Here is a 23,539-nt window from a genome sequence, read left to right on the forward strand (position 1 = left end):
CATGAAGACCGTGACCATCGGTGTCTCCACCATCGAAGACAGCACTGTCCGGGCGCTGGCGGCTTTCCGCGGCGAGGAGCAGGGCGCCTTCATCTCGTTTCCGACGGTCGAGCGGTTGTGGACCGTCCTGACGCCCCGCCGCTGGGAGCTGATCCGGATTCTGGCCGGGCAGGAACCGATGTCGCTGCGGGCCGTGGCGCGCTTGCTGGATCGCGACGTCAAGAACACGCATGGCGACGTGCATGCGCTCCTGAACGCGGGCGTCCTGGATCGTACAGAGGACGGGCGGATCGTGTTTCCCTACGACACCGTGCATGTCGACTTCACGATCCGGAAGGCGGCTTGATGCACAGCCTGATTGAGCGCGCGCGATAGGATTGGGGCTGCCCGGCCACCAATCGGCCTCGCCTCCTCAGGCCAGCGAAACGCAGCTATCAAGGTCTTTCAACCCAATCTTCAAAAAATGCGCATCCTGCTCCTGGTGCTGGCCGGCGTGGTCCTGGTCTATCTGGCCGCGCTCGTGGCCCTCGCGGTGTTCCAGCGGCGGTTGATCTATCCGGGCGCGGCCTGGGCGGGTGAGCCGGCCCGCGACCGGTTCGCGCCGCCCGGGACCGAGGCGATCACCCTGACCACCGCGGATGGCGAGCGGCTCTTCGCCCTGTGGCGGCCGCCGCGTCCGGGATGCGGGGTGGTGGTCAGCTTCCACGGTAACGGCTCCCGGCCCGAGCCGCATGCCGCCCGCTTCGTCGCCGATCCCTGGCGGAGGGCGGGGTGGGGCGTCTTGGCGCCGGCCTATCGTGGCTATCCCGGCTCGACGGGTTCGCCGAGCGAGGCCGGGCTGATCCGCGACGGGATGGCGGCGGTGGCAGCCGCGATGGAACGCGCCTCGGGGGCGCCGATCCTGCTGCATGGCCATTCCCTCGGCGCCGCGGTGGCGGTGGCGATGGCTGGGCGCGTGTCCTCGATCGGTCTCTATCTCGAAGCGCCGTTCGATTCGCTCACCCACGCCGTGCGGCTGCATGTCCCGTTGGCCCCGCCCTGGCTCCTGCGCGACACCTTCCGCTCGGACCGGCGAATCCGCGGCGGAACCGAGCCCGTCCTGATCGTTCAGGGCACCGACGACCCGGTGGTGCCGGCGAAGCTCGCCCGGGCGCTGGCGGCGGCGGCGGGCCCCCGGGCGCGGTTCGAGCTGGTCCCGGGCGACCACGTCTCGATCTTCGGGATCCGGGACCGCGAGGCCGAGGCGGCGTTTCGCGGGCGCGTCGGGCCGGCCTGTCTCGCGGCGGACGGCGTTGTGCCCTGATCGGGATGGAAGGAGGGATCGCTTGGTCGGACGCCGCTCCCGGCGCTGGAATGCCGACGACCCGGATATGCCGGGCGCCGCCCCCCGGGCGGATCCGGTCTGTCCACTCTGCGGGCGGCCGATCCCGCCGCGCGCCCGCTCCAGCCTTCACCATCTGACGCCGAAGCTGAAGGGCGGGACCCATCAGGGCACGGTGCGGCTGCACCAGATCTGCCATTCGGCGATTCATGCCCGCTACAGCGAGGCCGAGATCGCCAAGCGGCTTGCCGATGTCGACGCCCTGCGGACCGATCCGGAGATTGCGCGCTTCCTGATTTGGATCCGTGGCAAGCCCGATGATTTCCACGCCGCCACCCGCATGACCCGCGACCGCCGGGCCGGGCGGCGCCGGGATTGAGCCGGCCGTTTACCCGGCGCTCAGCACGTCCGCAGGTTCCGCAGCCGGGCACGCATCCCCGCTAACCTTGCCGCTCCACACTCACCTCGATCGCGGAGTTGGACGATGGGTGGGGCAGGGGACGGGCGGCTGGCCTGGGTGGATGTCGCCAAGGGGATCTGCATCCTTTTGGTGGTGATGATGCATTCCGCCATCGGCACCGGCGTCGCGATGGGCGGGGAGGGGTTCCTCCACCCGGTGGTGGCCTTCGCAAAGCCGTTTCGGATCCCGGATTTCTTCCTCTTGTCCGGCCTGTTCCTGGGCCGGGTCATCGACCGCGACTGGCGCCTGTTCGCCGACCGCCGGGTGGTGCATTTCGCGTATTTCTACCTGCTCTGGCTCGTGATCCAGTCGGCGGCCCGCTACGGCAGCATCGTCGGCGACGCCGGGCCCGGGGCGTTCGCCGCCCATCTCGCCCATGCGCTGGTCGAGCCGTATTCCAGCCTGTGGTTCGTCTACCTGCTGGCCGTGTTCTCTGTGGTCACCAAGGCCCTGCGCCGATGCCCCGCGGCGCTGTTGCTCGGCGGTGCAGCGCTCCTGCAGATCGCCGACATCCGCAGCGATGCGACTTTGATCGAGGAGTTCTGCGGCCGCTACGTCTACTTCGTGGCAGGCTACCTGTTCGCGGGTCGGATCTTCGCTCTGGCCGATGGGGCGCGCCGGCATGCCGGCCTCGCGCTCTCCGGTCTCGTCGCCTGGGCTTTCCTGGAAGGCTGGCTCGCCCTGACGCAGACCGGCAGCCCGGTCTACCCGACGCTCGCCAGCCTGCCGCTGGTCAGCCTTGCCCTCGGGGCGGCCGGCGCCCTGGCGATCGTGGTCATGGCGGCCCTGATCGAACGGGCGGGCGGCGGCGTGGCCGAGGGCCTGCGGACCTGTGGCCGGCGCTCGATCGTCATCTATCTCGCCTTCTCGCTGCCGATGGCCGCGACCCGCGAAATCCTGATCCTCACCGAGCTTGTCACGGATATCGGCCTCGCCGGTCTGATCGTGATGGCTGCCGCCCTGCTGCTGCCGCTGGCGCTGGAACGGATGGTGCGGAACACGCCGCTCAAGCTGCTGTTCGTGCGCCCCAAGCTGTTCCGGCTGGTGGCCGGGCCACGCCCGCGCTCGACCCTGGCCTCGCTCGGACGAAGGACGTCAGCCCTCGAAGGCGACGCCGATCCGGCGACTTTTCCGCCACGCCACTGCGGCCGGTCGCGGATCGGCCCCGTCCGTGAGGCGGATCGGGAAGCGGTCCGGCACCGCTTGATCGCCCTCGACCTCGATCTGGGCGCCCGTCTCGGTCGCGTCCCAGACCAGGCAGCTGACCTCGCCGCAGGCGAGCAGCAACGTCCCGAACGTGAAGGCATTCTTCCGGAATGCCCCGCGGCGATCCTCCGTCATCGCAATCTCCACCCGGCTCGCGACGCCACGGCTCGCGGATTGGACGATGCCGGAGGGTGGTTAACAGCCCGGATATGGGGGTGCGACTGGTATCACCCTCGAACGATCAATATTCGTCCCGATCGTCCCGATAGCTGCGCCGCGGCGGGGCGTCGTAATCGTCATCGTAGGACCGGCGCGGCCGCGGGCGGTCGTAATCGCGGCCGTAGCGGTACTCGTCGCGCTCGCGGTAATCGTCACGTCGGCGGTCGTCGTAATCGTCGTTTCGGTCCCGGGGGGCGATTCCGCCGCCGCGGGTCTCGCTCAGGCGCGGCGCGTACCAGCAGCTCTTCGGCTGGCCAGGGGCGGGATCGCCGAAGGTCTGGCTGTTGCAGGGGACCATCCCGCCCTGTGGAAAGGGGCGACCGTTGGTTTTGCCGGGCACGCCGTAATAGACGTTCGTGGGGTAGGGCATCCGGCAGACGCCGCCATCCTGGGCGCAGGCCACCAGGTTCACCGTGTCGAGTTGCTCGACCCGCGCCGATGCCGGCCCGACCTGAACTGAACCAAGCAAGAAGCCCCCCAGGGCCACGGCAATCCTGCAACGCACGTCGTCGATCCCTCTCTCGCCGATGATCGCGGCCTCGATATCGCGGCGCGGTGGCTTCCGGCTAGGGCTCAGCCCCGGTATGGCGAACCCGTGATGGTCCGCACGCGGTCGCAGGCCGGGACCGACGTTTGTGTGACAGGGATCGGGCGCGCGCCGGGTTGTCCACCGGGACTGGCGCGCCGGGAGGAATCCATGCGGGATGCGTCGGCGCAGGAGCTCATGATCCTCAGCGCGCTGCAGGAATGCCGGCTCCAGCTCGAGACCGCGCGCCGGGACGAGGCGAGCCGGGCTGTCGTGCGACTCGAACTCGATGCGGCCCTGAAACGCGAGGCCATGCTGAAGGCGGAGATCGTGGAGGAGCGCGAGCGCACCGAGGCGGTGCGGACCGTCCTGCTGGCGCTGAATGCCAGCATCGGCCGGTTCGGCCTGCGCCGGCGCCTGTTCAAATCGCGCATCGCCCGGCTCGGCCGCGAGACCCCCGATTCCGGACCCCAATCGGTCCGGCATCCGGTTCTGCTCGCCGAGGCGCGGCGGGTGCTGGGCCAGGATCCGACAGCCACGGGTTGAGGCCCTGGCCCATCCGTCCACCCGGTTCGGGTGCTGAATGGAACGCTAACGACCCCTTAAACCGCCGCATTTAGCGTGCGGAAACGCGGTTGCACCGCAACGCACGCGCGCGTCGGTGTCGGATCGTTCGAAGACGGGATGCATGGCCAAGGGTCGGGGCAGGATGGAGCCGAATTTCGACGTGCCGGAAGGGCGCGTCCGGGATCGCGGCGAACTCGACCTGCGCCTGTCTCGGGACGACCGGGCCGGGACAGGAGAACGTGTGGGCAAGCGAGCGGACGAGACGGCGCGGCCCCCGGCCAAGACGACGGCACGCCGGACCCAGAAAAAGTCCGGCCGGCGTCGGCGGTCGTGGCTCGGCCGGATCGTCTACGGCACCGTTGTGCTCGGCCTGTGGGCGGTGATCGGCATCGCCGGCCTCATCGCCTACCACGCCTCGCAGCTGCCGCCGATCGACCAACTCGCGGTGCCCAAGCGTCCGCCCAACATCGCCATCCTGGCGAGCGACGGCTCGCTGCTTGCCAACCGGGGCGAGACCGGCGGCCGGGTGGTCTCGATCAAGGAGCTGCCGCCCTATCTGCCCCGCGCCTTCGTGGCGATCGAGGACCGGCGCTTCTACCAGCATTTCGGCGTCGATCCGGTGGGCATCCTCCGGGCGATCGGCCAGAACCTGACCCGGCGCGGCGTCGCGCAGGGCGGCTCGACGCTCACCCAGCAGCTCGCCAAGAACCTGTTCCTGACGCCTGAGCGCTCCGCCTCGCGCAAGATCCAGGAAGCGATCCTCGCCCTGTGGCTGGAGCACAAGTACAGCAAGGACGAGATCCTCGAACTGTACCTGAACCGCGTCTATTTCGGCGCCGGCGCCTACGGCGTCGAGGCCGCGGCGCAGCGCTATTTCGGCAAGCCCGCCAAGGAGGTGTCGCTGGCCCAGGCGGCGATGCTCGGCGGCCTCGTTCAGGCGCCTTCGCGGCTGGCCCCCAACCGCAACCTGCCCGCCGCCCAGGCCCGCGCCGCGCAGGTGCTGGCCGCCATGCAGGAGCTCGGCTTCGTGCCGGCGCAGGACGCCAAGGTGGCGCTCGCCCAGCCGGCCCGGCCCGCCAACGCCCGCGGCGGCGGCTCGGCCAACTACGTCGCCGACCTCGTGATGGACGTGCTCGACGATTACGTCGGCAAGTTCGACACCGACATCACGGTCCAGACCACCGTCGACACCGGCCTGCAGGGGCTCGCCGAGAAGGCGCTCACCGACGAGCTGAACGCCAAGGGCACGCGGTTCAACGTCGGCCAGGGCGCCCTAGTCTCGATGCGGCCCGACGGGGCGATCCGCGCGCTGATCGGCGGGCGCGATTACGCGCAGAGCCAGTTCAACCGGGCGACCACGGCCAAGCGCCAGCCCGGCTCCTCGTTCAAGCCGTTCGTCTACCTCGCCGCCGTGGAGCACGGGGCGACGCCCGAAACCGTGAAGGACGACGCGCCGATCCGGATCGGCACCTGGGCGCCGGAGAACTACTCCCACCGCTACGAGGGCCCGGTCACCCTGCGCACGGCGTTGGCGCATTCGCTCAACACGGTGGCGGTGCGGCTCGGCCAGGAGGTGGGTCCGAAGACCGTGGTTCAGACGGCCCAGCGCCTCGGCATCACCTCGCCGCTCCAGGCCAACGGCTCGATCGCGCTCGGCACCTCGGAGGTGACCCTGTTGGAGATGGTTGGGGCCTACGGGGCCTTTGCCAACGGCGGCACCGGCGTGATCCCCTACGTGGTCACCTCCGTGAAGAGCGCCGCCGGCAAGATGCTGTACAAGCGTTCCGACAACGGCCTCGGCCGGGTCATCGACGCCAACGCCGACGGCATGATGAACGCGATGATGCACGAGACCTTCGTGTCGGGCACCGCCAAGAAAGCCGACATCCCGGGCTGGGAGCTCGCGGGCAAGACCGGCACCACCCAGGATTTCCGCGACGCCTGGTTCATCGGTTATTCGGGCACCCTCGTCACCGGGATCTGGCTCGGCAACGACGATGGCGAGCTGACCAAGAAGGTCACCGGCGGCAACCTGCCGGCGGAGATCTGGAAGACCTACATGACCCAGGCGCTGAAGGGTCAGAACCCGGTGCCGCTGCCCGGTCTGAACCGCTGGCGCAAGCCGCCGCCCGAGACCACCGCCTCGGTGGCGAGCGCGGCGCCGAGCGCCCCGACGGACATCCTGGGCCAGATCTTCGGCGATCCGGCCGCCCAGGCGCCCCGCCAGCAGGCTCCGGCGCGCCGGGCGCCTGCCAAGGACGACCGCAACTTCGTCGAGAAGCTGTTCGGGATCGGGGAGTAAGCCGGTCCGGCTCAGCGCCGGATCAGGATGACGCCGCCGATCAGGAGCGCGACGCCGAGCGCGCGGGGCAGGTCGATCGGCCTTTGGGTCAAGCCGAGCCAGCCGTAATGGTCGAATGTCACCGACGCCAGCATCTGGCCGGTGACGAGGAGCGCCAGGAAGGTTCCGGCCCCGAGCTGCGGGACGAGCACGATCCCGAGGCCGATGAAGATCGCCCCGAACATCCCGCCGCTCCACGCCCACCAGGGGATCCGCGCCAGCACCCCGGCGGACGGGATCGGGTCGCGGGCCACGAGGGCGAAGACGACCATGCAGGCCACCCCGGCCGTGAAGCTCACGACGCCCGACAACGCCGACGAGTTGAGGGCCGTGCGCAGATTGGCGTTCAGCGCCTGCTGGATGACGATGCTGACGCCCGCCGTGAGGGCGAGCGCCGCGGGGAGGAGGAGCTTCAGCATGAAGGGCGGGTGCTTTCGGGTGGTGCTGGCATTACGCCCGCCGTATCGCGTTCCGCGACCTTCGCCACAACGTCTAACGATGCCGGCTCCGTCCGTCCCTCACAGCATCGGCAGCATCCGCGGACGCGGCCCCCGCGGGAAATGCGCGTCGATCATGGCGAGTTCGGCCGGGCCGAGATGCAGGTCGGCCGCGCCGGCATTCTCGATCGCCCGGGCGGGGCGGCCTGTCTTGGGGATCGTGAAGGTGCCGGGCAGGCGCGTCAGGAAAGCCAGGGCCACCGCGTAGGGGGTGGTGCCGTGGGCGCGGGCGATGCCGTCGAGGACGCGGCCGCCGGCGCTGGCCGGGTCGGGGAAATCGCCGCTGCCGAACGGCGAATAGCCGACCATCGCGACCCCGTGCGTCTCGCACCAGGGCAGCACCGCGTGCTCGATCGCCCGCTCGTTGAGATGGTAGAGGACTTGGTTGCAGGCGATCCGGTCCGGACCGGCGATGGCCAGCACCCGGTCGAGGTCGTCGACGTCGAAGTTGCTCAGTCCCCAGGACAGGATCTTGCCGTCCCGGCGCAGGTCCTCGAACCCCGCGATCGTCTCGGCGAGGGGATGCTGGCCGGGCCAGTGCAGAAGGTAGCTGTCGAGCCGGTCGGTCCTGAGCCGGCGGAGGGAGGCCTCGCAGGACCGCACGACGCCCCGGCGGGTGGCGTTGCCCGGGACCACCTTCGAGACGAGGAACACCTCCTCGCGGCCATCCGCGATCGCCTCGGCCACGATCGCCTCGGCGTCGCCGTACATCTCGGCGGTATCGATATGGGTCATGCCGGCATCGATGCCGGCCCGCAGGGCGCGCACGGTGTCGGCCCGGTCCGAGCCGTCGATGTGCCACGTGCCCTGGCCGATCACCGGCACCGAAACGCGCGTCGCCCCGAAGCTCCTGGCGTACATGGCAGCGCTCCCTTCCTCGCCGCGATGGCTTTTTATGTCTCGGCCGGCATGCGGATCCGAGCCCACCCGGCCTCCGCAGGGGCAGGAGGGCGCCGCCATCCGCAGGGCCGAACGTCCGCCGCGCCTTACTCGCGCCATCTTGGGGGAATGAGCAATGGGTCGTCGCCGCTCCGGTGCGAAACTTTAGTCCAGTGTCTCACGCCGCGCTCAACGAGGCCGCCAGGGGGCCTGCCAAGCCTGGGCCGCGGTGGACCGCGCCGGCCCTGTGGGAGACGCGCTGATGCTGCCGGCCCACCGGGTGTTCTGGGGTCTGATCCTGCTCGCCGCTGCCGGCGCGGGGTTGCTCTACAACGTCATCTTCGCGGATGCCGCCGCGCCGCTCGCCGGCTTGACCTACGGGCTGTGCATGGGCGCCACGGTGCTGGCCTTCGACCGCGGGCTGATCCTGGCGGGGCTGCAAGCGCGGATCCGGCGGCTGCCGGCCTGGCTCTACGTCATCGCGGCGGAACTCGCCTACGTGCTGATGATTGTCGCGGGCAACGCGCTGGGCGGCCTGATCGTCTGGAGCCTCGGCCTCACCGGCGACGAACTCGCCGTCGCGACGCGGATGACCGCCCGGGTCCTCGCCTACGCCCTGGCGGTGGCCGGCCTCCTCGTCTTCGTGATCCGGATGCGCGACCTCGTCGGAGGCGAGATCTTCGTGAACTTCATGATCGGCCGCTATCACAAGCCGGTCGCGGAGGAGCGGATCTTCCTGTTCCTCGACGTCGTCGGGTCGACCGCCTTCGCGGAGACCCATGGCGACCTGCGAGCCCAGGAATATCTCAGCGCGGTTTTCGCCACCCTGGCCGAGCCGGTGCGCCGCAACGGCGGCTCGGTGGACGACTATATCGGCGACCTCGCCATGATCACCTGGCCGATGAGCCGTGGCCTGAAGGATGCCCGCTGCGTCACCTGCGTATTCGACGTCATCGACCGGATCGAGTCCGACGTGGTCGCCTGGACCGCCCGGTTCGGCACGGTGCCGAAGCTGCGCGCGGCGCTCCATGGCGGCTCGGTGGTCACCGCGGAAGTCGGCGTCGACCGCCACAAGATCGCGTATTTCGGGGATGCCGTGAACGTCACCTCGCGGATCGAGGCCCTGTGCCGCCCGCTTGGCGTCGGCATCCTGATCTCGCAGGACCTGCTGAGCCGTCTGCCGCGCCTGCCACAGGGCGTGCGGGCGCGCTCGCTGGGGGCGCATGCGCTGCGCGGCCGTGGCGCGCCACTCGCGGTGGCGACGCTGGAGCGCGGCGCCGCCGATACTGGGATCGCCGACGAGCCGGTTCCCCGTCGGGTCGCGGCGCGCTGATGGCCTCCACCGAGACCGGCCCCTGGACCGTTTTGCTGGTCGTCAAGCTGGCGTTGCGTTTCGGGCTGCCCCTGATCGGCCTGTTCGTGATCGGACGTGCGGTCGTTCACTCGATCGGCGGCGATATCCAGCGCTGGCAGTTCGCCCTCGGGGCACTGCTGATCCTGGCGGGCTTCGTCTCCAAGCTGGTGCCCCGGCGATGAGCGCGGAGGAGACCCGGCCACCGATCTACCTCGATGCCGATGCCTGCCCGGTGAAGGACGAGACCTATCGGGTCGCCGCGCGCTACGGCCTCACGGTCTACGTCGTGGCCAACAGCGTGCTGAACCTGCCGCGGGAACCCTGGATCGTGCGCGTCGTGGTCGGCGCGGCGCTGGACGCCGCCGATGACTGGATCGCCGAGCGCGCCGGCCGCGGCAGCATCGTGCTCACCGCCGACGTGCCGCTCGCCGCCCGCTGCGTGAAGGCGGGCGCCACCGTACTGGCCTTCACCGGCAAGCCGTTCAGCGAAGCCTCGATCGGCATGACGCTGGCGACCCGCGACCTGATGCAGTCCCTGCGGGAGGCTGGCACGATCACGGGCGGCCCGCCGCCCTTCTCCCGGGCCGACCGCTCGTCGTTCCTCTCAGGGCTGGACCGGGCTGTGAACCGGATCCTGCGCGAGCGTCCCTAGACCGGGGGGATCTACATCCTGTCGGGCGGCCAAGGGCGCAGCGGCTCGGGGATGCGGAAATCGGCCGGTGGCTCGAAGTCGGAGGCTGCCCCCCGCATGGTCCGCGCGGGCCGGGGGAAGCCGCTTCGAGTGCTGTAATCGAAGGCTCCCGGGGGCGAGAGGCGCTTCTGGCCGATCAACCCCTGCGCGCAGATCACGTCGAGAACCGTCACGCCCGCCACCGCGGCGGCGGCGGCGGCGAGGTTGATCGTCTTCGGGTTGTCGTCTTCGAAGCCGGTAGCCAGCGTCGCGAGGTCGATGACATCGCCACCGACCCGGCCGAGGATCCAGGGCGTCGGGTCGTGACTCGTGAGGATCGCGACGCCAGTTGCTACCTCGCGGATGCCGTAGGCCCGGATCAGCGTCTCGCGGCCGCGGAGACCGAGCGCTCGGCACAGACCGCGCGCCGCCGTCAATTCCAGGAGTCCGAGGCCGATCGAGAACCAGCCGAGACTGCGGGCCAGTTCGTCGTGCCGGGTCGCGGCGCCCCCGCCCGGAGCGCCGCGGGGTGCAAGCGGTTGCTGTCTGGTGCTCATGGCCGGATCACCACCTTGATGCAGCCGTCCTGCTTGTCCCGGAAGACCCGGTACATCTCCGGCCCGTCCTCGAGTCCGATGGTATGGGTGATGACGAAGGACGGGTCGATCTGCCCGTCCTCGATCCGCCGCAGCAGGTCGCGGGTCCAGCGGTTGACGTGCGTCTGACCCGTGCGGACGGTCAGACCCTTGTTCATCAGCGCGCCGATCGGGAACTTGTCGATCAGGCCGCCATACACGCCAGGCACCGAGAGCACGCCCGCCGGCCGGCAGACCATGATCATCTGGCGGAGCACGTGGGCGCGGTCCGTTTCCAGCAGCATCGCCTGCTTGGCACGATCGTAGACGGCATCGACGGCCCCCATCGCATGCGCTTCGAGCCCGACTGCGTCGATGCACTTCTCCGGGCCATTGCCGTCCGTCATGTCGTTCAAGCGGCCGACGATGTTGGATTCCGTGTTGTAGTCGATCACCTCGGCCCCGCCGGCCTCGGCCATCTGCAGGCGCTCGGGGACCCGGTCGATGGCGATCACGCGCTTCGCGCCGAGCAGCAGCGCCGAGCGGATCGCCATCTGGCCGACGGCGCCGCAGCCCCAGATCGCCACCGTGTCGGTGGGTTGGATGTCGCATTGGACCGCGCCCTGCCAGCCGGTCGGGAACACGTCCGACAGGAACAGGAGTTTTTCGTCGGAGATGCCGTCGGGCACCTTGACGTGGGTCGAGTCCGCGAACGGTACGCGGAGATACTCGGCCTGACCGCCGGCATAGCCTCCGGTCAGGTGGGTATAGCCGAACAGGCCCGCGGTGGTGTGCCCGAAGGCGGTGTCGCCGAGCGCCTTGTTGCGGTTGGATCGCTCGCAGACCGAGAAATTGCCACGCCGGCACTGCTCGCACTGGCCGCAGGTAATGGTGAACGGCACGACGATCCGGTCGCCGACCTTGAGCGCCGTGTTGTCCTTGCCGACCTCCACGACCTCGCCCATCGCCTCGTGGCCGAGGATGTCGCCGGACTTCATGCCGGGCATGAAGTGATCGTAAAGATGCAGGTCGGAGCCGCAGATCGCGCAGCTCGTGACCTTGATGATGGCATCGCGGCCTTCCTCGATCACAGGATCCGGGACGGTGTCGCAGCGGATGTCCCGGGTGCCGTGCCAGACGAGTGCCTTCATGGGCGTAACCTTTCGGCTGCCATTCCACGATTGGTTGTCTTGATACCAACCGACGCTCGCGAGGATTGTTCTGTCGCTACGGCAGAACGGCGCTCCGGGTCCGGGCTGCGCACCGGTCTCGAAGCACCCCGGGCTCAGCCGATCTGCTCGGACTGGGCCGCGCTGGCCGGTCGTGCCGGACCCAGCACGGGCTCCTGGCCCATCGGCCGGTTCTGGACGATGCAGTATTGGCCCTTGCCGTCGAGGGACGAACCTTCGGTCCAGCGGCCAAGACACCGATCATCGACCGCTCGGTGTCACGACCTCTTGGTCCCCGCGGAGGGTCTACCCGGCAGTTCGGAAAAGACATTCCGACGTTCCATCATCAACGGAACGGCCGCCGTTTGGTCGGGGCTGGTCCCCCGGGATCGCCCTTCGCTTGATGACACGCCCCTACGCGGGCCCGCGCAGCGTGTGCATAGGAGCGCAGGGCACGGTGATGAGGCGCCGCCCGGTGGCCGCCCCCGTGTTAGAGGACGCGTCGCTGGCCGGGGGCGTCACGGAACACGTTGCGCGAACCCAAGACGATCATCCAGTCGATATCCATGCTGCGGGCCGCGTCGACCTTCCGGTGCCGCCCTTTAGGAGCCTACCGTTATGAGTGAACGTATCATCCTCCGCGCCGGCGAAGCCCTTGTGGCGGGTGGCCCACCCAACACGGCATCCGAGCCGGAGGTCATCATCGGTGAGCTCGACGGGCCCGTTGGTACCGCGATCGCGACGCTGACTGGCGACCAGGTTGTCGGTCACAGCCGCGTCTTCGCGCTGCTCAACACCGACATCATGGTCCGCCCGGTGACGCTGTGCGTCTCCAAGGTCAGCGTGACCGAGAGCAAGTACACGTCGATTCTCATGGGCACAGTGCAGTTCGCCATCGCCAACGGCGTCCTCGATGCCGTACGGGCGGGCTACATCCCCAAGGAAAAGGCCAACGACCTCGGCATCATCTGCTCGGTGTGGCTCAGCCCGGGCGTGATCCAGGCCGAGACGGTCGACCACAAGGCGTTGTTCGAGATCCAGCGGAAGGGTATGACCGAAGCAATCCGCAAGGCCATGACCAATGAGCCGTCGATTGATTGGCTGCTGGAGAACCAAGACAAGATCGTGCACAAATATTACACGATGGGTCTTGAAGGTAAGATCTGATCCAGGGACTTAGCATTCATATGCAAACGGCCCGTGCCAGAGCGCGGGCCGTCATGTCTGTCCTTTGCGAACAAACGTGGGGCGGAGCCGCGATGCGCTTCCCCACCACGCAGATCCCAGTTCGGCAAAAGCCGGCGCGCCGACCGAGGCGGTGGCACTGAGCGCGTCCCGGACGATCGGGGCTGGAACCCGGATGAGCCGGCCTCAATCCTCTGACGCAGGTACCAGCGCCTTCAGCGCGTCGTTGACGCGGTCCTGCCAGCCCGGCCCATCCTTCTGGAAATGGGCCAGCACGGCGCTGTCGAGACGCAGCGTGACCATTTCCCGTGCACCTGGAACCGCACTCGGGCGCGGCGCCGCTGGTGCTACCGGTGCGGCGGCGGGCTTGGCAGTCGTGGCGGCTTTGAAAGCCGCCTCGGCTGCCGTGCGCGGATCGGTGAATCGGCGGCGGTTGCGATCGTCGGCCATCGGCCCTCAGTCCTTCGCGGCAGCTTTCTTGGGCGCCGCCTTCTTGGCGGTCCCCTTGCCGGCACTCTTGGCCGCGGCCTTGGCGGCCTTCTCGGCTGCCTTGGCCTGCGCGTCTGCAGCCTTGGTCTGAGCCTCCGCGGCCTTGGTCTCGGCCTCGGCGGCCTCCTTGGCCAGGCGCAGGGAGCGGAGCTTCAGCGTGCGCTCGTCAATCGCCTTGATCGAGGCGTGATGCTCGGCCATCGCCTGCGCGCCCTCGCGGGCCATGCGCTCGGCGCGTTCCGCCCGCTCGGCGCGGTTGTCGGCCCGGGTCTTGGCTTCCGCTTCCGCGTCGCGGATATCCTCGGCCTCGTCGAGGTCGGTTTCAGTCTCGTCGCTCATCCTGTGCCTTTCGCCCCGGCCCAGCGGCACCGGATCCTGCGCGTCGGGCGCGGGATCGGCGTCTGGAGCGGGTCCGGCCTGTTCGAGGGGTGGAGGGGCAAGGCCGGAAGATCCGCCCCGCCACGCCGTCCTGCGACGACTGCTCGAGGCCATGATCACAAGATCACTAGCACGCAAGCGGGGCGGATGGCGAATCCGGCATGTCGAAGCCGCAGGACAGCGTAACGTATTCGTCCCGGATCCAGAGACGCCTGTTCAATCGAGGTCGGCGGCTCTGCCTCGTGGTGCGGCGCTTATTCCTGCTTACCGCACGCGATAGTTGAGCGGGATCGTGACCGAAAGGCTCGGTTGCGTCACCCCGGGGGGCGCCGGCCGCGTAGAGCCCCGCACCGCCGCCAAGGCGGCGCTGTCGATCTGGCCGACGCCGCTGGACCGGGCGAGGCCGGCCCCCGTCACCGCCCCCGAGCGCATCACGGTGAACCGGACCATGGCGGTGCCCCCGGCGGTGCCGGCGGCGACGCCCGGGTTCATCCGCCCGTGGATCGCTGCGCTGATCGCACCGGTCCATTGGCGCAGCGCGCTCGGATCGCTGCCCGCGGCGGCGCGACCGGCCGCATTCTGGCGCGAGGCCGAGGCCGAATTACGCGCCTCCGCGCCCTGCTGCGCCTTCGCTTGCTTCGCCTTGGCTTCGCGGGCCGCTTTCAGCTTCGCTTCGCGAATCTCCTCGAGTCGCTCCTCGCGCTTCTGCTCGCGCAGCTTCTCTTCGCGGATCTTGCGAAGCTTGGCCTCGCGCTCGGCCTTGATCTTCGCCGGATCCGGCGTCGGTTTCGGCGGCTCTTCGGTCTTGGCCACCTCGGTCGGCGGCGGCGCCAACGGCTCGGCGGTCTCGGAGGACGAGGTGATCACCTCGCTCTGGGCCTCCACCGGGACGGCTTCCTGGGGCGGCTCCACGACGGCCTGAGTCTCGTCCGGCGTGACCTCGGTCATCTCCGGGGGCGGCGGCTGCACGGCCTCATCGGGCGGCAACTCCACCGGCTTGGCCTCCGGAGGGGCCGCCTGGCTCATCTGCTGCTCGGAAGGCGCCTCGGTCGCCGCATCTGTCATCACCGGCGCCAAATCGATCGAGATCTGCTGCTCGCCGGGGGGGGCGGGCGGCGTCAGCCGGTAGAACATCACCGCCACGAGAACGAGCGCGTGTAGGGCGAACGCGACCAGGAAGGCGGCGAGTAACCCGGAGGGGCCGCGCTCGCCGGGGCCCGCCGGCAGATCCGTCGAAGTCAGCGTGCTCATCGATTCAGCGGGCGGTCTCTGCGGGAGCGGCCGGCGCTGCCGCGGCGGGTCCACCCGGCGATTGCGCGATCAGCGATACCTTCGTGAAGCCCGCCTGGCCGACCAAGCCCATCACCTGCATGATCTTGCCGTAGGGCACGTCCCGGTCGCCGCGCACCAGGATGACCTGATCCTTGTCAGCGGCCGCCATCTCACGCAGGCGCGGCACGAGGCTGTCCATGGTGAAGACCTCCTTGGCGATCGACGGGTTGCCGTCCTTGTCGACCGTCACCTCCTGAGGCTTCTTCGACTGAGCAACCTTGGCCGCCGCGGTCTTGGGCAGCTGCACCGGCACCCCGGTGGTCATCAGCGGCGCCGCGACCATGAAGATGATCAAGAGGACGAGCATCACGTCCACCATCGGCGTGACGTTGATGTCGGACATCGGCATGTCGTCGTGGTCGTCGTCGTCGCTTGCGCGGGGCGAGGCCATCGCCATTGCGGCGTCTCCGGTTGGTTGCGGTCGGCCCCGTTGGGGCCATGGGTCGGAACGCTCAGGGCCGAAGCGGCAATGGCGAGCGGGTCAGATCACGGGTTTGGCACTGGGCCCAATCGCGGGGCGACGGACCCTGGCGATGGCGAACGCCTATTCGGCCGCTGCGCGATGGTGCCCGGCTGCGGCCCGGTCACGGGCGAGGCGGTCGCCCAGTAGCGAGATGTAGGCGGTGAAGGAGCTTTGGATGCCGCCGATATCACCCGCCAGCTTGTTGTAGGCCATCACCGCGGGGATCGCCACGACGAGGCCGATGGCGGTGGCGAACAGGGCCTCCGCGATGCCCGGCGCGACGACCGCGAGCGAGGTGTCCTGGCTGCGCGCGATCGACGAGAACGAGTTCATGATGCCCCAGACCGTGCCGAAGAGGCCGACGAACGGGGCAGTGGAGCCCGAGGTGGCGAGCAGCGACAGTCCGGTGCGCAGGCGCTTCACTTCGAGGCCCAGCGCGCCACGCATGGCCCGCTCGATCCGCTCGCGCCGCTCGCCCCGGGTCTCGGTGGGATCCTGGTCGCGCCACGCATCGATGGCGGCCTTCACGACATGGCCGGTCAGGCCCTTGTGCTGGCCGTCGAGGCTGCCGCCCGAGCGCACCAGGGTCTCGAACGCCTTCGCCTGACGCCGGGCGGCCGAGAGCCGGATGATCTTCTCGAACACCACCGTCCAGCACGCGATCGAGGCGATCACCAGCAGGATCATCACGCCTTTCACGATCGGGTCGGCCTGCAGGAATAGGCCGAGGAACGAGAAGTCGTGGACGACCTCGGTCGGGGCTTGTGTCGGGTCCATCGCGGGCTCCTAGTGTCATGCGGCCCAGGGGCCGCCGTCATGTCGAGGTGCGGCGAAAGCCGCTGGCCGCCCGGCGACATTCGGCACCGGGGCGGTGTGGTCTCAGGATCCTTCAGGCCACCTCAGCGGTCGAAGGCAGGTCCGGCCTTGGACTCAGTCTCGGTGCGCTCCAGGCAGACCTCACGGGCGGCGTCGCCACCGTCACAGGCCAAAACATCGTTCAGCAGAACCCGGCCGACCTTGCCGCAGGCGATGCCGGGGAAATCGAAGATCTTTACGGTGGTCTTGCGAGCCGGCAGGGGGCCGAGCTCAACGGCCACGCGCTTCTGGGCGACGCCCTCTGGATCGAAGGCGAACAGGTCGACCTTATAGGATTTGAGGGCCGTCCCCTTGGAATTGTCGACCACCAGGGTGACCCGGCAGGCCTCGCCCGCGGTCTCCAGCTTGTTGAGCTGAAGCTTCAGCGGCGTCTTCTCGGCCGCGACGTCCTGCGCCAGTGCCGAGACGACCAGGAGCGCCGAGAGCGCCAAGCAGGCAGCGGTGTCGAGGGCGATCCGCCCGATCCGACGGCGATACAAGGGGACGCTCAAGGCAAGCACCAACCGATTTCCTCTTCTCTCGAACCCGGCCGGAACCGGACTGGCCGCTGAAGCGGCCGACCTAGTGGAGCATGGCCCTGTGGGGGCAGCTTGTGGGCGACAAGCGTTCGGCCGCCGCATCGAGGGTGGCGACAGCGGCCCGAACCGCCGCGACCAGACGGGGTGCCGCCTCGCGCCCGGTGAGCGCGGCCGCAGCGTCGTCGAGATCCGCCCAGAGGCGGCGCCGGCCCCGGCCGATCAGTGAAACCAGCGCGCATTCGTGACCGGTGACCCGGCAGCAGCTCGCCGGCATGAACGACCAATCGTCCTCGCGCTCGGCCCGCAGGGCCCGGACGATTGCGACCACGCAGGCGACGAAGCGGCATCCCTCCGTCGGGCCGAGCAGCTGCTCGGCCCCGTCGAAGGCAGCATTCCAGCAAGCCACGTCGCTGGTCATGTAGCCGGCCGCTACGAATCGGGCCACCGATAACGCCAGGATGTCGGCCTCGTCTCCGCACACGTCGACGACGCGCTGCATCGCCGCATGACTTGCCGGGGTCGAAGGCACGCTCATCGGGGCTCCGCTGCATCCCGCGAGGGTCGGGACTCGTTGGCGAGAACCCGTCGAGCCGGGCGTTCACCAATCGCGGCAGTAGCCACGCCAGCTCCCGGGATCAAGACCCGGCGCGAAAATCAGAGCAGTTCCAAACTGTTAGAGGAAAGCGTGGCTGTCTCGGCGATTGCTGAAACATCCTGTCGGAATATGCCAAAAGATCCCGTCGATCGCATGCCGGCACGATCCTCAGAGCGATTGAAAAACGAAATTAACCCGTTCCCTTGATGGGGTTGAAGGCCTTGGCCATATCTTCGTCTTACCGGCGGTGTTCCGACCGGTGGGGCGCTGTTTCGTGCGGGCTCCATGGCGTCGAGGTGCTCGGAGATCCGGGACTGCGGCTAGTCCCAGGGTCGGAGGCCTCGCTGTGAGGATGATGGCCGCGATGACTCGACCCTCGCCCTTCGGGCATCCATTCCTGCTCGGCTTCGACGAGATCGAGCAGGCGCTCGATCGGGTCGCGAAGGGCGCCAACGACGGCTATCCCCCGTACAACATCGAGCGGCTGCCCCGGACCGAGCGGGAGCCCGAGCGCCTGCGCATCACCCTGGCCGTGGCCGGGTTCACCCAGGAGCAGCTCGATGTGATGCTGGAAGACAGTCAGCTCGTGGTCCGTGGCCGTCAAATTGACGAGCGCGAGCGGCAATTCCTGCACCGCGGCATCGCGGCGCGGCAGTTCCAGCGCACGTTCCTCCTGGCCGACGGCATGGAGGTGCTGGGCGCGGATCTCGCCAACGGCCTGCTCTCGATCGACCTTGTCCGCCCCGAGCCCGATCGGATTGTACGCAAGATTGATATTGGCGCCCGCGGCTAGAGCGGGCGCGATTTCAAGGTCGATCTGGACCCTGCGCGACGATGCCATAGGTCGATTGATTGGGCGCCGGACATCCCCACATCTGGATGGAACCGCCGGTGCCTCCGGGACCGGAGGTAGACGCTCTGCCACCTCAGGAGGGCAAGACATGACGAACCTGAACACATCTCCCCTGACTCCCGCCGACCTCGACCCGGCCGAGTTCAACCCGGCGGATCTCGCCGCCCTTGGCGAGGGGCACATCGCCTACGTCCGCCCGATCCGGTCCGACGAGGTGCGCCGCCTGTTCCCGCAGGCGCCGGAGCTGATGCCAGGCCTCGATCTGTTCGCCTTGCTCTCGGCGAGCGGCGAGCCGATCATGCTGGCGGATTCCCGGGACGTGGTGCTGGCCAATGCCGTCGCCCAGGATCTCCACGCCGTCAGCTTGCACTGACTCCCTCGGTCAGGCGATTCCAGCCACCGCCGCCACGAGCCGCGCGATATCCTGCGGCCGTGACAGGCGGTGGTCGCCATCCGCGATGAGGGTGAGCACGGTGCCCTCGGCGGGCAGTCGCCCGACCGTCTTGAGGGCATGCGCGTAGGGGACATCCGGATCGCGCATGCCTTGCAGGATGTGAACCGGACAACCGGGATCGAAGGCCTGCGTGAGCAATCTGTTCCGGCGGCCATCCTCGATCAGTGCGAGGGTGATCGGATCGGGCTCGGGCGCATACTCGCTTGGCCTGCGAAGGCCCCCGTCGCGGAGCAGCGCGGCGCGCGCGGGCTCATCAAGCTGCGACCAGATCAAGTCCTCGGTAAAGTCCAGGGCCGGGGCGATCAAGACGAGCCCTGCAGTCCTCTGACCGCGCACCGCCCGGTCCCGCGCAGCGAGGCAGGCGATCCACCCGCCCATCGACGAGCCGACCAGGATCGGGGGCTCCGAAACGTACTGCGTCAGCACCGCCTGCGCGTCTTCGAGCCAGGATGAAATCGTGCAATCGGCGAACTTGCCGCCGGACGCGCCATGGCCGGCGTAATCGAACCGCACCAGGGCGCGCTTCTGCTCGGCCGCCCAGGCATCGAGGGAGGTGGCCTTGGTTGCGGTCATGTCGGAGCGGAATCCACCGAGCCACACCACGGGCGGCCCGGCACCCTCGCGCATCTGTACCGCGATCTGCCGGGCGGCATCACCGTCGCCGACGCTGATGAAGTCCGGCCCTGTATCGGTCATGGATCTCTCCGGTAGGCCTATGTCGAGCTTCAAGAAGTCCTTCCCTGACCGGGTCGGCTTCAACCTCCGTTTACCAGACCGTAAAGCGCGACCGCGATGCTGGGGCAATGGGTACGAGTATGTTGCAGATGCCGGCGGGAGGCTTGCGTCTCCTCGCTGACCGAGCGCGGATGGGTGATGTGACGCGCAGCCTGTCGAGCTTCCCGGCCGAAATCGACGTTCTCGCGGGTGCCCGCGTCCTGCAGATCATTCCAGAACTCGATGCCGGCGGCGCCGAGCGGACCACGGTCGACGTGGCCGAAGCCCTGGCGGGAGTCGGAGCCCGGGCGCTGGTCGCGACCGAGGGCGGCCGCTTGATCGGCGAGCTTCAAGCCAAGGGCGGCCACTGGCTGCGCTTTCCCGCGGCCTCGAAGAACCCCGCCCGCATGGCGCTCAACGTCGTGCGGCTGATGGCCCTGTGCCGGCGCGAGGGCGTGCAGATCGTTCATGCCCGGTCACGGGCACCCGCCTGGGTGGCGCTCGGCGCCGCCCGCCGCCTCGGCCTGCCCTTCGTGACCACCTATCACGGCAGCTATTCCGGCCGCACCGGCGTGAAGGTGCTGTACAATTCCGTGATGGCCCGGGGCGACGTGGTGATCGCCAATTCGCGCTACACCGCCGACTTGATCCACCAGCTTCATGCCGAGCAGGCGGGCGACCGGGTGCGGGTGATCCACCGGGGCACGGATCTCGCCGTGTTCAACCCGGTGGCGGTCGGGGCGGGCGGGGTCGAGGTCCTGCGCCGGGCCTGGAACGTTGCGCCGCACGAGCGAGTGATCCTGCTGGCCGCCCGGCTGACCGCCTGGAAGGGGCACCGGGTGCTGATCGACGCCGCCGCGCAGATGCGCGACCGCGGCGTCCCGGATCTTGCCGTGGTGCTCGCCGGCGATCCGCAGGGGCGTGCGTCCTACGAGCGCGAACTCGATGCCTTGATCGCCGCCCGCGGTCTCGGCGGTATCGTCCGCCGGGTCGGCCATTGCACCGACATGCCGGCCGCGTTCCGGGCGGCTTCCGTGGTGGCCGTTCCGTCCGTGGAGCCCGAGGCGTTCGGCCGCTCGGCCGTGGAGGCCCAGGCGCTCGGCACGCCCGTGGTGGTCTCGGATCTCGGGGCCGTCCCCGAGACGGTGCTGGCGCCACCGGACGTCTCGGCCAGCCAGCGGACCGGCTGGCGCGTGCCGCCCGGCGATGCGGGCGCCCTCGCCGCGGCACTGACCGAGGCCCTGTCGCTCGGCGCCAGTGCCCGGGACGCGCTGGTGCGGCGCGGCCGCGCCCACGTGGAGGCGAATTTTTCGCTGGAGCGCATGGCCGGTGATACACTGGCGGTCTACGCCCAGTTGCTCGGCCGAAACTCCTGATCGCTGTGCGGGCATCAGGGGACTGATACCCGGGACGTGAGTCAGCGTTTCAACGCGCGGCTGATTATTTCGCGCCTCGCCCCGACACCCCGTTGACTCTGGCCGGGCTTCCTCCAACGTAGTATGTCCGGAAGAGACCGGAGCGGCTGGCGGTCAGGAGATCCTGGGAACGGGTCGTCCGATCCGCCGTTTCGTCGTTGCAGCAGGAGACCGAAGCCATTCGTAGACCGATGAGAGCCATGCCGGCCCCGCAGAAGGACGGGCCGCGCGCCAACCGCGACATCCGCGGGGTGCGGGAAGTGCAGCTGATCGACGATACCGGGCAGAACCGCGGCGTCGTCCCCTTCTTCGACGCGCTGACCCTCGCTGAGGAAGCCGGCCTCGATCTCGTGGAGATTGCGCCGAACTCGGTGCCGCCCGTCTGCAAGTTGCTCGATTACGGGCGCTTCCGCTTCAACGAGCAGAAGAAGCAGAACGAGGCGCGCAAGCGTCAGAAGACGGTCGAGGTCAAGGAGATCAAGCTCCGCCCCGGCATCGACAAGCACGATTACGACACCAAGATGAAGTCGGTGCACCGCTTCTTCGAGGAAGGCGACAAGGTCAAGGTGACCCTGCGCTTCCGCGGTCGTGAGATGGCTCACCAGGATATCGGCCTGCGTCTCTTGGAGCGCGTGAAGACCGAGACCGCCGAGATCGCCAAGGTGGAGAGCGAGCCGATGCTCGAAGGCCGCCAGATGATCATGATCCTCGCGCCGCGCTGATCGATCTCCGAATTGCTGTTCACGCCGCCTCCTGACCGGGGCGGCGTTCGCATTTGTGGCGCTTCCGTCGCGAAGCGTGGGCGACTATCTCCTGTCCATGGCCCTGGCTCCCGACGAGATCGAACGCTACGCCCGCCACCTCGTCCTGGCCGAGGTCGGAGGTCCCGGACAGGCACGCCTCAAGGCCGCCCGGGTGCTGGTCATCGGGGCGGGGGGGCGCGGCGCGCCGCTGATCCAGTACCTCGCGGCGGCCGGCATCGGCACGATCGGGATCGTCGACGACGACACGGTCTCGCTCTCGAACCTCCAGCGCCAGGTGATCCACGGCACCCCGGATCTCGGGCGCCCCAAGGTCGAGAGCGCGGCCGATGCAGTGGCCCGGCTCAACCCGCACGTGGCGGTGGTCCCGCACCCGTTCCGCATCGCGCCGGACAACGCGGTCGACCTGATCGTCGGCTACGACCTCGTCGCCGACGGCTCGGACAACTTCGCCACGCGCTACGCCGTCTCGGATGCCTGCTTCCACGCGCGGCGCCCGCTGGAGACGGCGGCGATCGGCCGGTTCGACGGGACGCTCACCACCATCCGGGCGCACGAGACCGGACCCGACGGAACGCCAAACCCGACCTATCGCTGCCTGTTCCCGAACCCGCCGCCGCCGGGCAGCGTCCCCGCCTGCGCCGAGGCCGGGGTGCTCGGGGCGCTGGCCGGGGTGATGGGCTCGCTCATGGCGATGGAGGTGATCCGCGCCGTGGCGGATTTCGGCGAGCCGCTGGTCGGGCGCCTGCTGATGGTCGATGCCCGCTCGATGCGGTTCGAGACCCTGAGCTACGGCTGGGATCCGGACAACCCGCTCAGCGGCGCCGGGTCGTCAGCCCAGTGAGGCACCCGGCGGCATCCAGGGACCGTCCGCCTCCGCCTTGCCGAGGCAGCACTTCTTGAACTTCTTGCCCGAGCCGCACGGGCAGGGATCGTTGCGCCCGACATCCTTGAACGGGTTGCGCTGCGGCTCGCCTGCGCCCTCCACGGTCCAGTCGAGCGCTTCGACCGGATCGTCGAGATAGCCGTACTGGTAGGGGCCGAGCCGGTCCCGGTCGTCGGGCTTGGTCTCGGCCTTGCGCAGGGCCTCCTTGAACCAGTCGGCGTCGCTGATCTCATCGGTGATCCGCCCATCGGCTCGTGCCGCGGCGGCGCGGGGCGCGAGATCGCGGAAGCCGAGATGCGCGATCGACTCCTCCCAGCCGACCCAGGCCGGCCCCTCCTCGACCGCCGCCTTCGCGTCGTCGAACCGGACCAGCAGCGCATGCATCGCGTCGCGGTCGATCCGCCCCTCCAGGGTCAGGAAGGTGCAGGCCGACAGCAGCGCCATGCGGGTGAGGTCATCGACGGTGCTGTCGAGGATCAGCCGGAACAGGGGCTGGTGATCCCCGTCGAACAGGCTGCTGACGACCTTGGACAGGGTCGCGGTCACGGCGTCGCCCAGCACCGCGTCGAGCGTCTCTTCGTCCTGCCGAAGCAGCGTGAGGAGGGGGGGCAGGGCACGGGTATCGCGGGCCTGCGCCATGACGTGCAGGCCCCAGAACAGGAGGTTCTCCTGCTCCGGGGTGAGTTCGTCGCCCCTGGCCGCGGCCTCGATCAGCGGCAGTGTCGCCTCGGCGATCTCGGCCGGATGCGCCAGCGCCTCGCGCAGGGCCTTGGTCGGCCGGTACTCGGAGGCCGCCAGGTCTTCGATCAGCGCTGCGATTCGGCTCATGCCATCCT

Annotated in this window: 27 protein-coding genes and 2 pseudogenes; 15 read left to right on the forward strand and 14 right to left on the reverse strand. The window is 69.2% G+C overall.

What is annotated here, in order from left to right; genetic code table 11:
- Window position 1: 1 nt before the first annotated feature.
- The 6 genes and pseudogenes from AO398_RS13510 to AO398_RS13540 all read left to right on the forward strand — a co-directional run bounded on the left by AO398_RS13510 (window position 2) and on the right by AO398_RS13540 (window position 6,601).
- Window positions 2–346, forward strand: coding sequence for a hypothetical protein (locus AO398_RS13510; RefSeq protein WP_058192635.1), 345 nt, complete (start codon window positions 2–4; stop codon window positions 344–346).
- 117 nt (window positions 347–463) lie between these two features.
- Window positions 464–1,303: an alpha/beta hydrolase gene (locus tag AO398_RS13515; protein WP_058192636.1), complete on the forward strand. Its 840-nt coding sequence runs from the start codon at window positions 464–466 to the stop codon at window positions 1,301–1,303.
- Window positions 1,304–1,325: 22 nt separating this feature from the next.
- Window positions 1,326–1,700, forward strand: a complete 375-nt coding sequence (locus AO398_RS13520; protein WP_058192637.1) for a restriction endonuclease — start codon at window positions 1,326–1,328, stop codon at window positions 1,698–1,700.
- 105 nt (window positions 1,701–1,805) lie between these two features.
- Window positions 1,806–2,828 (forward strand): annotated as a pseudogene (locus AO398_RS27510) (acyltransferase family protein); the annotation flags it as partial.
- Between the two features lie 1,075 nt (window positions 2,829–3,903).
- Window positions 3,904–4,278, forward strand: a complete 375-nt coding sequence (locus tag AO398_RS13535; protein WP_058192640.1) for a hypothetical protein — start codon at window positions 3,904–3,906, stop codon at window positions 4,276–4,278.
- A 142-nt stretch (window positions 4,279–4,420) separates the two neighbouring features.
- A complete protein-coding gene (locus AO398_RS13540; protein WP_058192641.1) occupies window positions 4,421–6,601 on the forward strand; it encodes a transglycosylase domain-containing protein in 2,181 nt (726 codons plus the stop codon).
- 11 nt (window positions 6,602–6,612) lie between these two features.
- Here AO398_RS13540 and AO398_RS13545 read toward each other — a convergent pair whose 3' ends face one another.
- Together AO398_RS13545 and AO398_RS13550 are read right to left on the reverse strand one after the other, a co-directional pair.
- On the reverse strand, window positions 6,613–7,059 hold the full coding sequence (locus tag AO398_RS13545) for a DMT family transporter (RefSeq protein ID WP_058192642.1): 447 nt from the start codon (window positions 7,057–7,059) through the stop codon (window positions 6,613–6,615).
- 99 nt (window positions 7,060–7,158) lie between these two features.
- Window positions 7,159–7,998, reverse strand: coding sequence for an aldo/keto reductase (locus AO398_RS13550; RefSeq protein ID WP_058192643.1), 840 nt, complete (start codon window positions 7,996–7,998; stop codon window positions 7,159–7,161).
- Window positions 7,999–8,278: 280 nt separating this feature from the next.
- Between AO398_RS13550 and AO398_RS13555 the strand changes: the two genes are divergently transcribed.
- Genes AO398_RS13555 through AO398_RS13565 form a run of 3 tightly spaced genes read left to right on the forward strand, consistent with a single transcriptional unit; the run spans window position 8,279 to window position 10,022 of the window.
- Window positions 8,279–9,349 carry an adenylate/guanylate cyclase domain-containing protein gene (locus AO398_RS13555; RefSeq protein WP_058192644.1) on the forward strand — a complete coding sequence of 357 codons (1,071 nt, stop codon included), beginning with the start codon at window positions 8,279–8,281 and terminating at the stop codon, window positions 9,347–9,349.
- Window positions 9,349–9,552: a hypothetical protein gene (locus AO398_RS13560; protein ID WP_058192645.1), complete on the forward strand. Its 204-nt coding sequence runs from the start codon at window positions 9,349–9,351 to the stop codon at window positions 9,550–9,552. The genes AO398_RS13555 and AO398_RS13560 overlap by 1 nt, the downstream gene beginning before the upstream one ends.
- Complete coding sequence (locus tag AO398_RS13565; RefSeq protein ID WP_058192646.1) at window positions 9,549–10,022, forward strand: YaiI/YqxD family protein; 474 nt, start codon at window positions 9,549–9,551, stop codon at window positions 10,020–10,022. Before AO398_RS13560 ends, AO398_RS13565 begins: the two co-directional genes overlap by 4 nt.
- 11 nt (window positions 10,023–10,033) lie before the next feature.
- Here the strand turns inward: AO398_RS13565 and AO398_RS13570 are convergent, their stop codons facing one another.
- From AO398_RS13570 to AO398_RS29800, 3 genes and pseudogenes are all read right to left on the reverse strand, one after another.
- Window positions 10,034–10,597, reverse strand: coding sequence for a hypothetical protein (locus AO398_RS13570; protein WP_058192647.1), 564 nt, complete (start codon window positions 10,595–10,597; stop codon window positions 10,034–10,036).
- Window positions 10,594–11,766 carry a zinc-dependent alcohol dehydrogenase gene (locus AO398_RS13575; RefSeq protein WP_058192648.1) on the reverse strand — a complete coding sequence of 391 codons (1,173 nt, stop codon included), beginning with the start codon at window positions 11,764–11,766 and terminating at the stop codon, window positions 10,594–10,596. Before AO398_RS13575 ends, AO398_RS13570 begins: the two co-directional genes overlap by 4 nt.
- 134 nt (window positions 11,767–11,900) lie before the next feature.
- A pseudogene (locus AO398_RS29800) lies at window positions 11,901–12,035 on the reverse strand (catalase); the annotation flags it as partial.
- Between the two features lie 367 nt (window positions 12,036–12,402).
- On the opposite strand from AO398_RS29800, the gene AO398_RS13580 reads away from it, so the two are divergent.
- The gene (locus AO398_RS13580) at window positions 12,403–12,951 is read left to right on the forward strand and encodes a formaldehyde-activating enzyme (RefSeq protein ID WP_058192649.1); all 549 of its coding nucleotides are present in this window, start codon (window positions 12,403–12,405) and stop codon (window positions 12,949–12,951) included.
- Window positions 12,952–13,155: 204 nt separating this feature from the next.
- On the opposite strand, the gene AO398_RS13585 is transcribed toward AO398_RS13580, so the two are convergent.
- The 7 genes from AO398_RS13585 to AO398_RS13615 all read right to left on the reverse strand — a co-directional run bounded on the left by AO398_RS13585 (window position 13,156) and on the right by AO398_RS13615 (window position 17,560).
- Window positions 13,156–13,419, reverse strand: coding sequence for a BrnA antitoxin family protein (locus tag AO398_RS13585; protein WP_058192650.1), 264 nt, complete (start codon window positions 13,417–13,419; stop codon window positions 13,156–13,158).
- A 6-nt stretch (window positions 13,420–13,425) separates the two neighbouring features.
- Window positions 13,426–13,797 carry a hypothetical protein gene (locus AO398_RS13590; RefSeq protein WP_058192651.1) on the reverse strand — a complete coding sequence of 124 codons (372 nt, stop codon included), beginning with the start codon at window positions 13,795–13,797 and terminating at the stop codon, window positions 13,426–13,428.
- Window positions 13,798–14,100: 303 nt separating this feature from the next.
- Window positions 14,101–15,087: an energy transducer TonB gene (locus AO398_RS13595; protein WP_058192752.1), complete on the reverse strand. Its 987-nt coding sequence runs from the start codon at window positions 15,085–15,087 to the stop codon at window positions 14,101–14,103.
- Between the two features lie 4 nt (window positions 15,088–15,091).
- Window positions 15,092–15,565, reverse strand: coding sequence for an ExbD/TolR family protein (locus AO398_RS13600; protein WP_058192652.1), 474 nt, complete (start codon window positions 15,563–15,565; stop codon window positions 15,092–15,094).
- Window positions 15,566–15,712: 147 nt separating this feature from the next.
- Complete coding sequence (locus AO398_RS13605; RefSeq protein ID WP_058192653.1) at window positions 15,713–16,408, reverse strand: MotA/TolQ/ExbB proton channel family protein; 696 nt, start codon at window positions 16,406–16,408, stop codon at window positions 15,713–15,715.
- A 122-nt stretch (window positions 16,409–16,530) separates the two neighbouring features.
- Window positions 16,531–17,007: a hypothetical protein gene (locus AO398_RS13610; protein ID WP_058192753.1), complete on the reverse strand. Its 477-nt coding sequence runs from the start codon at window positions 17,005–17,007 to the stop codon at window positions 16,531–16,533.
- A 61-nt stretch (window positions 17,008–17,068) separates the two neighbouring features.
- Complete coding sequence (locus AO398_RS13615; protein ID WP_058192654.1) at window positions 17,069–17,560, reverse strand: hypothetical protein; 492 nt, start codon at window positions 17,558–17,560, stop codon at window positions 17,069–17,071.
- Between the two features lie 424 nt (window positions 17,561–17,984).
- Here AO398_RS13615 and AO398_RS13620 point away from each other — a divergent pair, with 424 nt between their 5' ends.
- Together AO398_RS13620 and AO398_RS13625 are read left to right on the forward strand one after the other, a co-directional pair.
- Window positions 17,985–18,413 (forward strand): Hsp20 family protein, encoded by a 429-nt coding sequence (locus tag AO398_RS13620; RefSeq protein ID WP_058192754.1) that lies wholly within the window; start codon window positions 17,985–17,987, stop codon window positions 18,411–18,413.
- Window positions 18,414–18,561: 148 nt separating this feature from the next.
- Entirely contained in the window at window positions 18,562–18,846 is a 285-nt protein-coding gene (locus AO398_RS13625) for a DUF1150 domain-containing protein (protein ID WP_058192655.1), read from the forward strand.
- A 9-nt stretch (window positions 18,847–18,855) separates the two neighbouring features.
- Here the strand turns inward: AO398_RS13625 and AO398_RS13630 are convergent, their stop codons facing one another.
- Window positions 18,856–19,623 (reverse strand): alpha/beta hydrolase, encoded by a 768-nt coding sequence (locus AO398_RS13630; protein WP_058192656.1) that lies wholly within the window; start codon window positions 19,621–19,623, stop codon window positions 18,856–18,858.
- A 170-nt stretch (window positions 19,624–19,793) separates the two neighbouring features.
- Between AO398_RS13630 and AO398_RS13635 the strand changes: the two genes are divergently transcribed.
- The 3 genes from AO398_RS13635 to moeB all read left to right on the forward strand — a co-directional run bounded on the left by AO398_RS13635 (window position 19,794) and on the right by moeB (window position 22,661).
- A complete protein-coding gene (locus AO398_RS13635; protein ID WP_058192657.1) occupies window positions 19,794–21,017 on the forward strand; it encodes a glycosyltransferase family 4 protein in 1,224 nt (407 codons plus the stop codon).
- Window positions 21,018–21,256: 239 nt separating this feature from the next.
- A complete protein-coding gene (gene infC / locus AO398_RS13640; RefSeq protein WP_243944922.1) occupies window positions 21,257–21,778 on the forward strand; it encodes a translation initiation factor IF-3 in 522 nt (173 codons plus the stop codon).
- A 97-nt stretch (window positions 21,779–21,875) separates the two neighbouring features.
- Entirely contained in the window at window positions 21,876–22,661 is a 786-nt protein-coding gene (gene moeB / locus AO398_RS13645) for a molybdopterin-synthase adenylyltransferase MoeB (RefSeq protein ID WP_058192755.1), read from the forward strand.
- Here moeB and AO398_RS13650 read toward each other — a convergent pair.
- Window positions 22,650–23,531, reverse strand: coding sequence for a DUF1186 domain-containing protein (locus tag AO398_RS13650; RefSeq protein ID WP_058192659.1), 882 nt, complete (start codon window positions 23,529–23,531; stop codon window positions 22,650–22,652). The genes moeB and AO398_RS13650 overlap by 12 nt on opposite strands.
- Window positions 23,532–23,539 lie beyond the last annotated feature (8 nt).

The sequence above is a fragment of the Methylobacterium sp. GXS13 genome, from assembly GCF_001455965.1.
Lineage (GTDB): Bacteria > Pseudomonadota > Alphaproteobacteria > Rhizobiales > Beijerinckiaceae > Methylobacterium.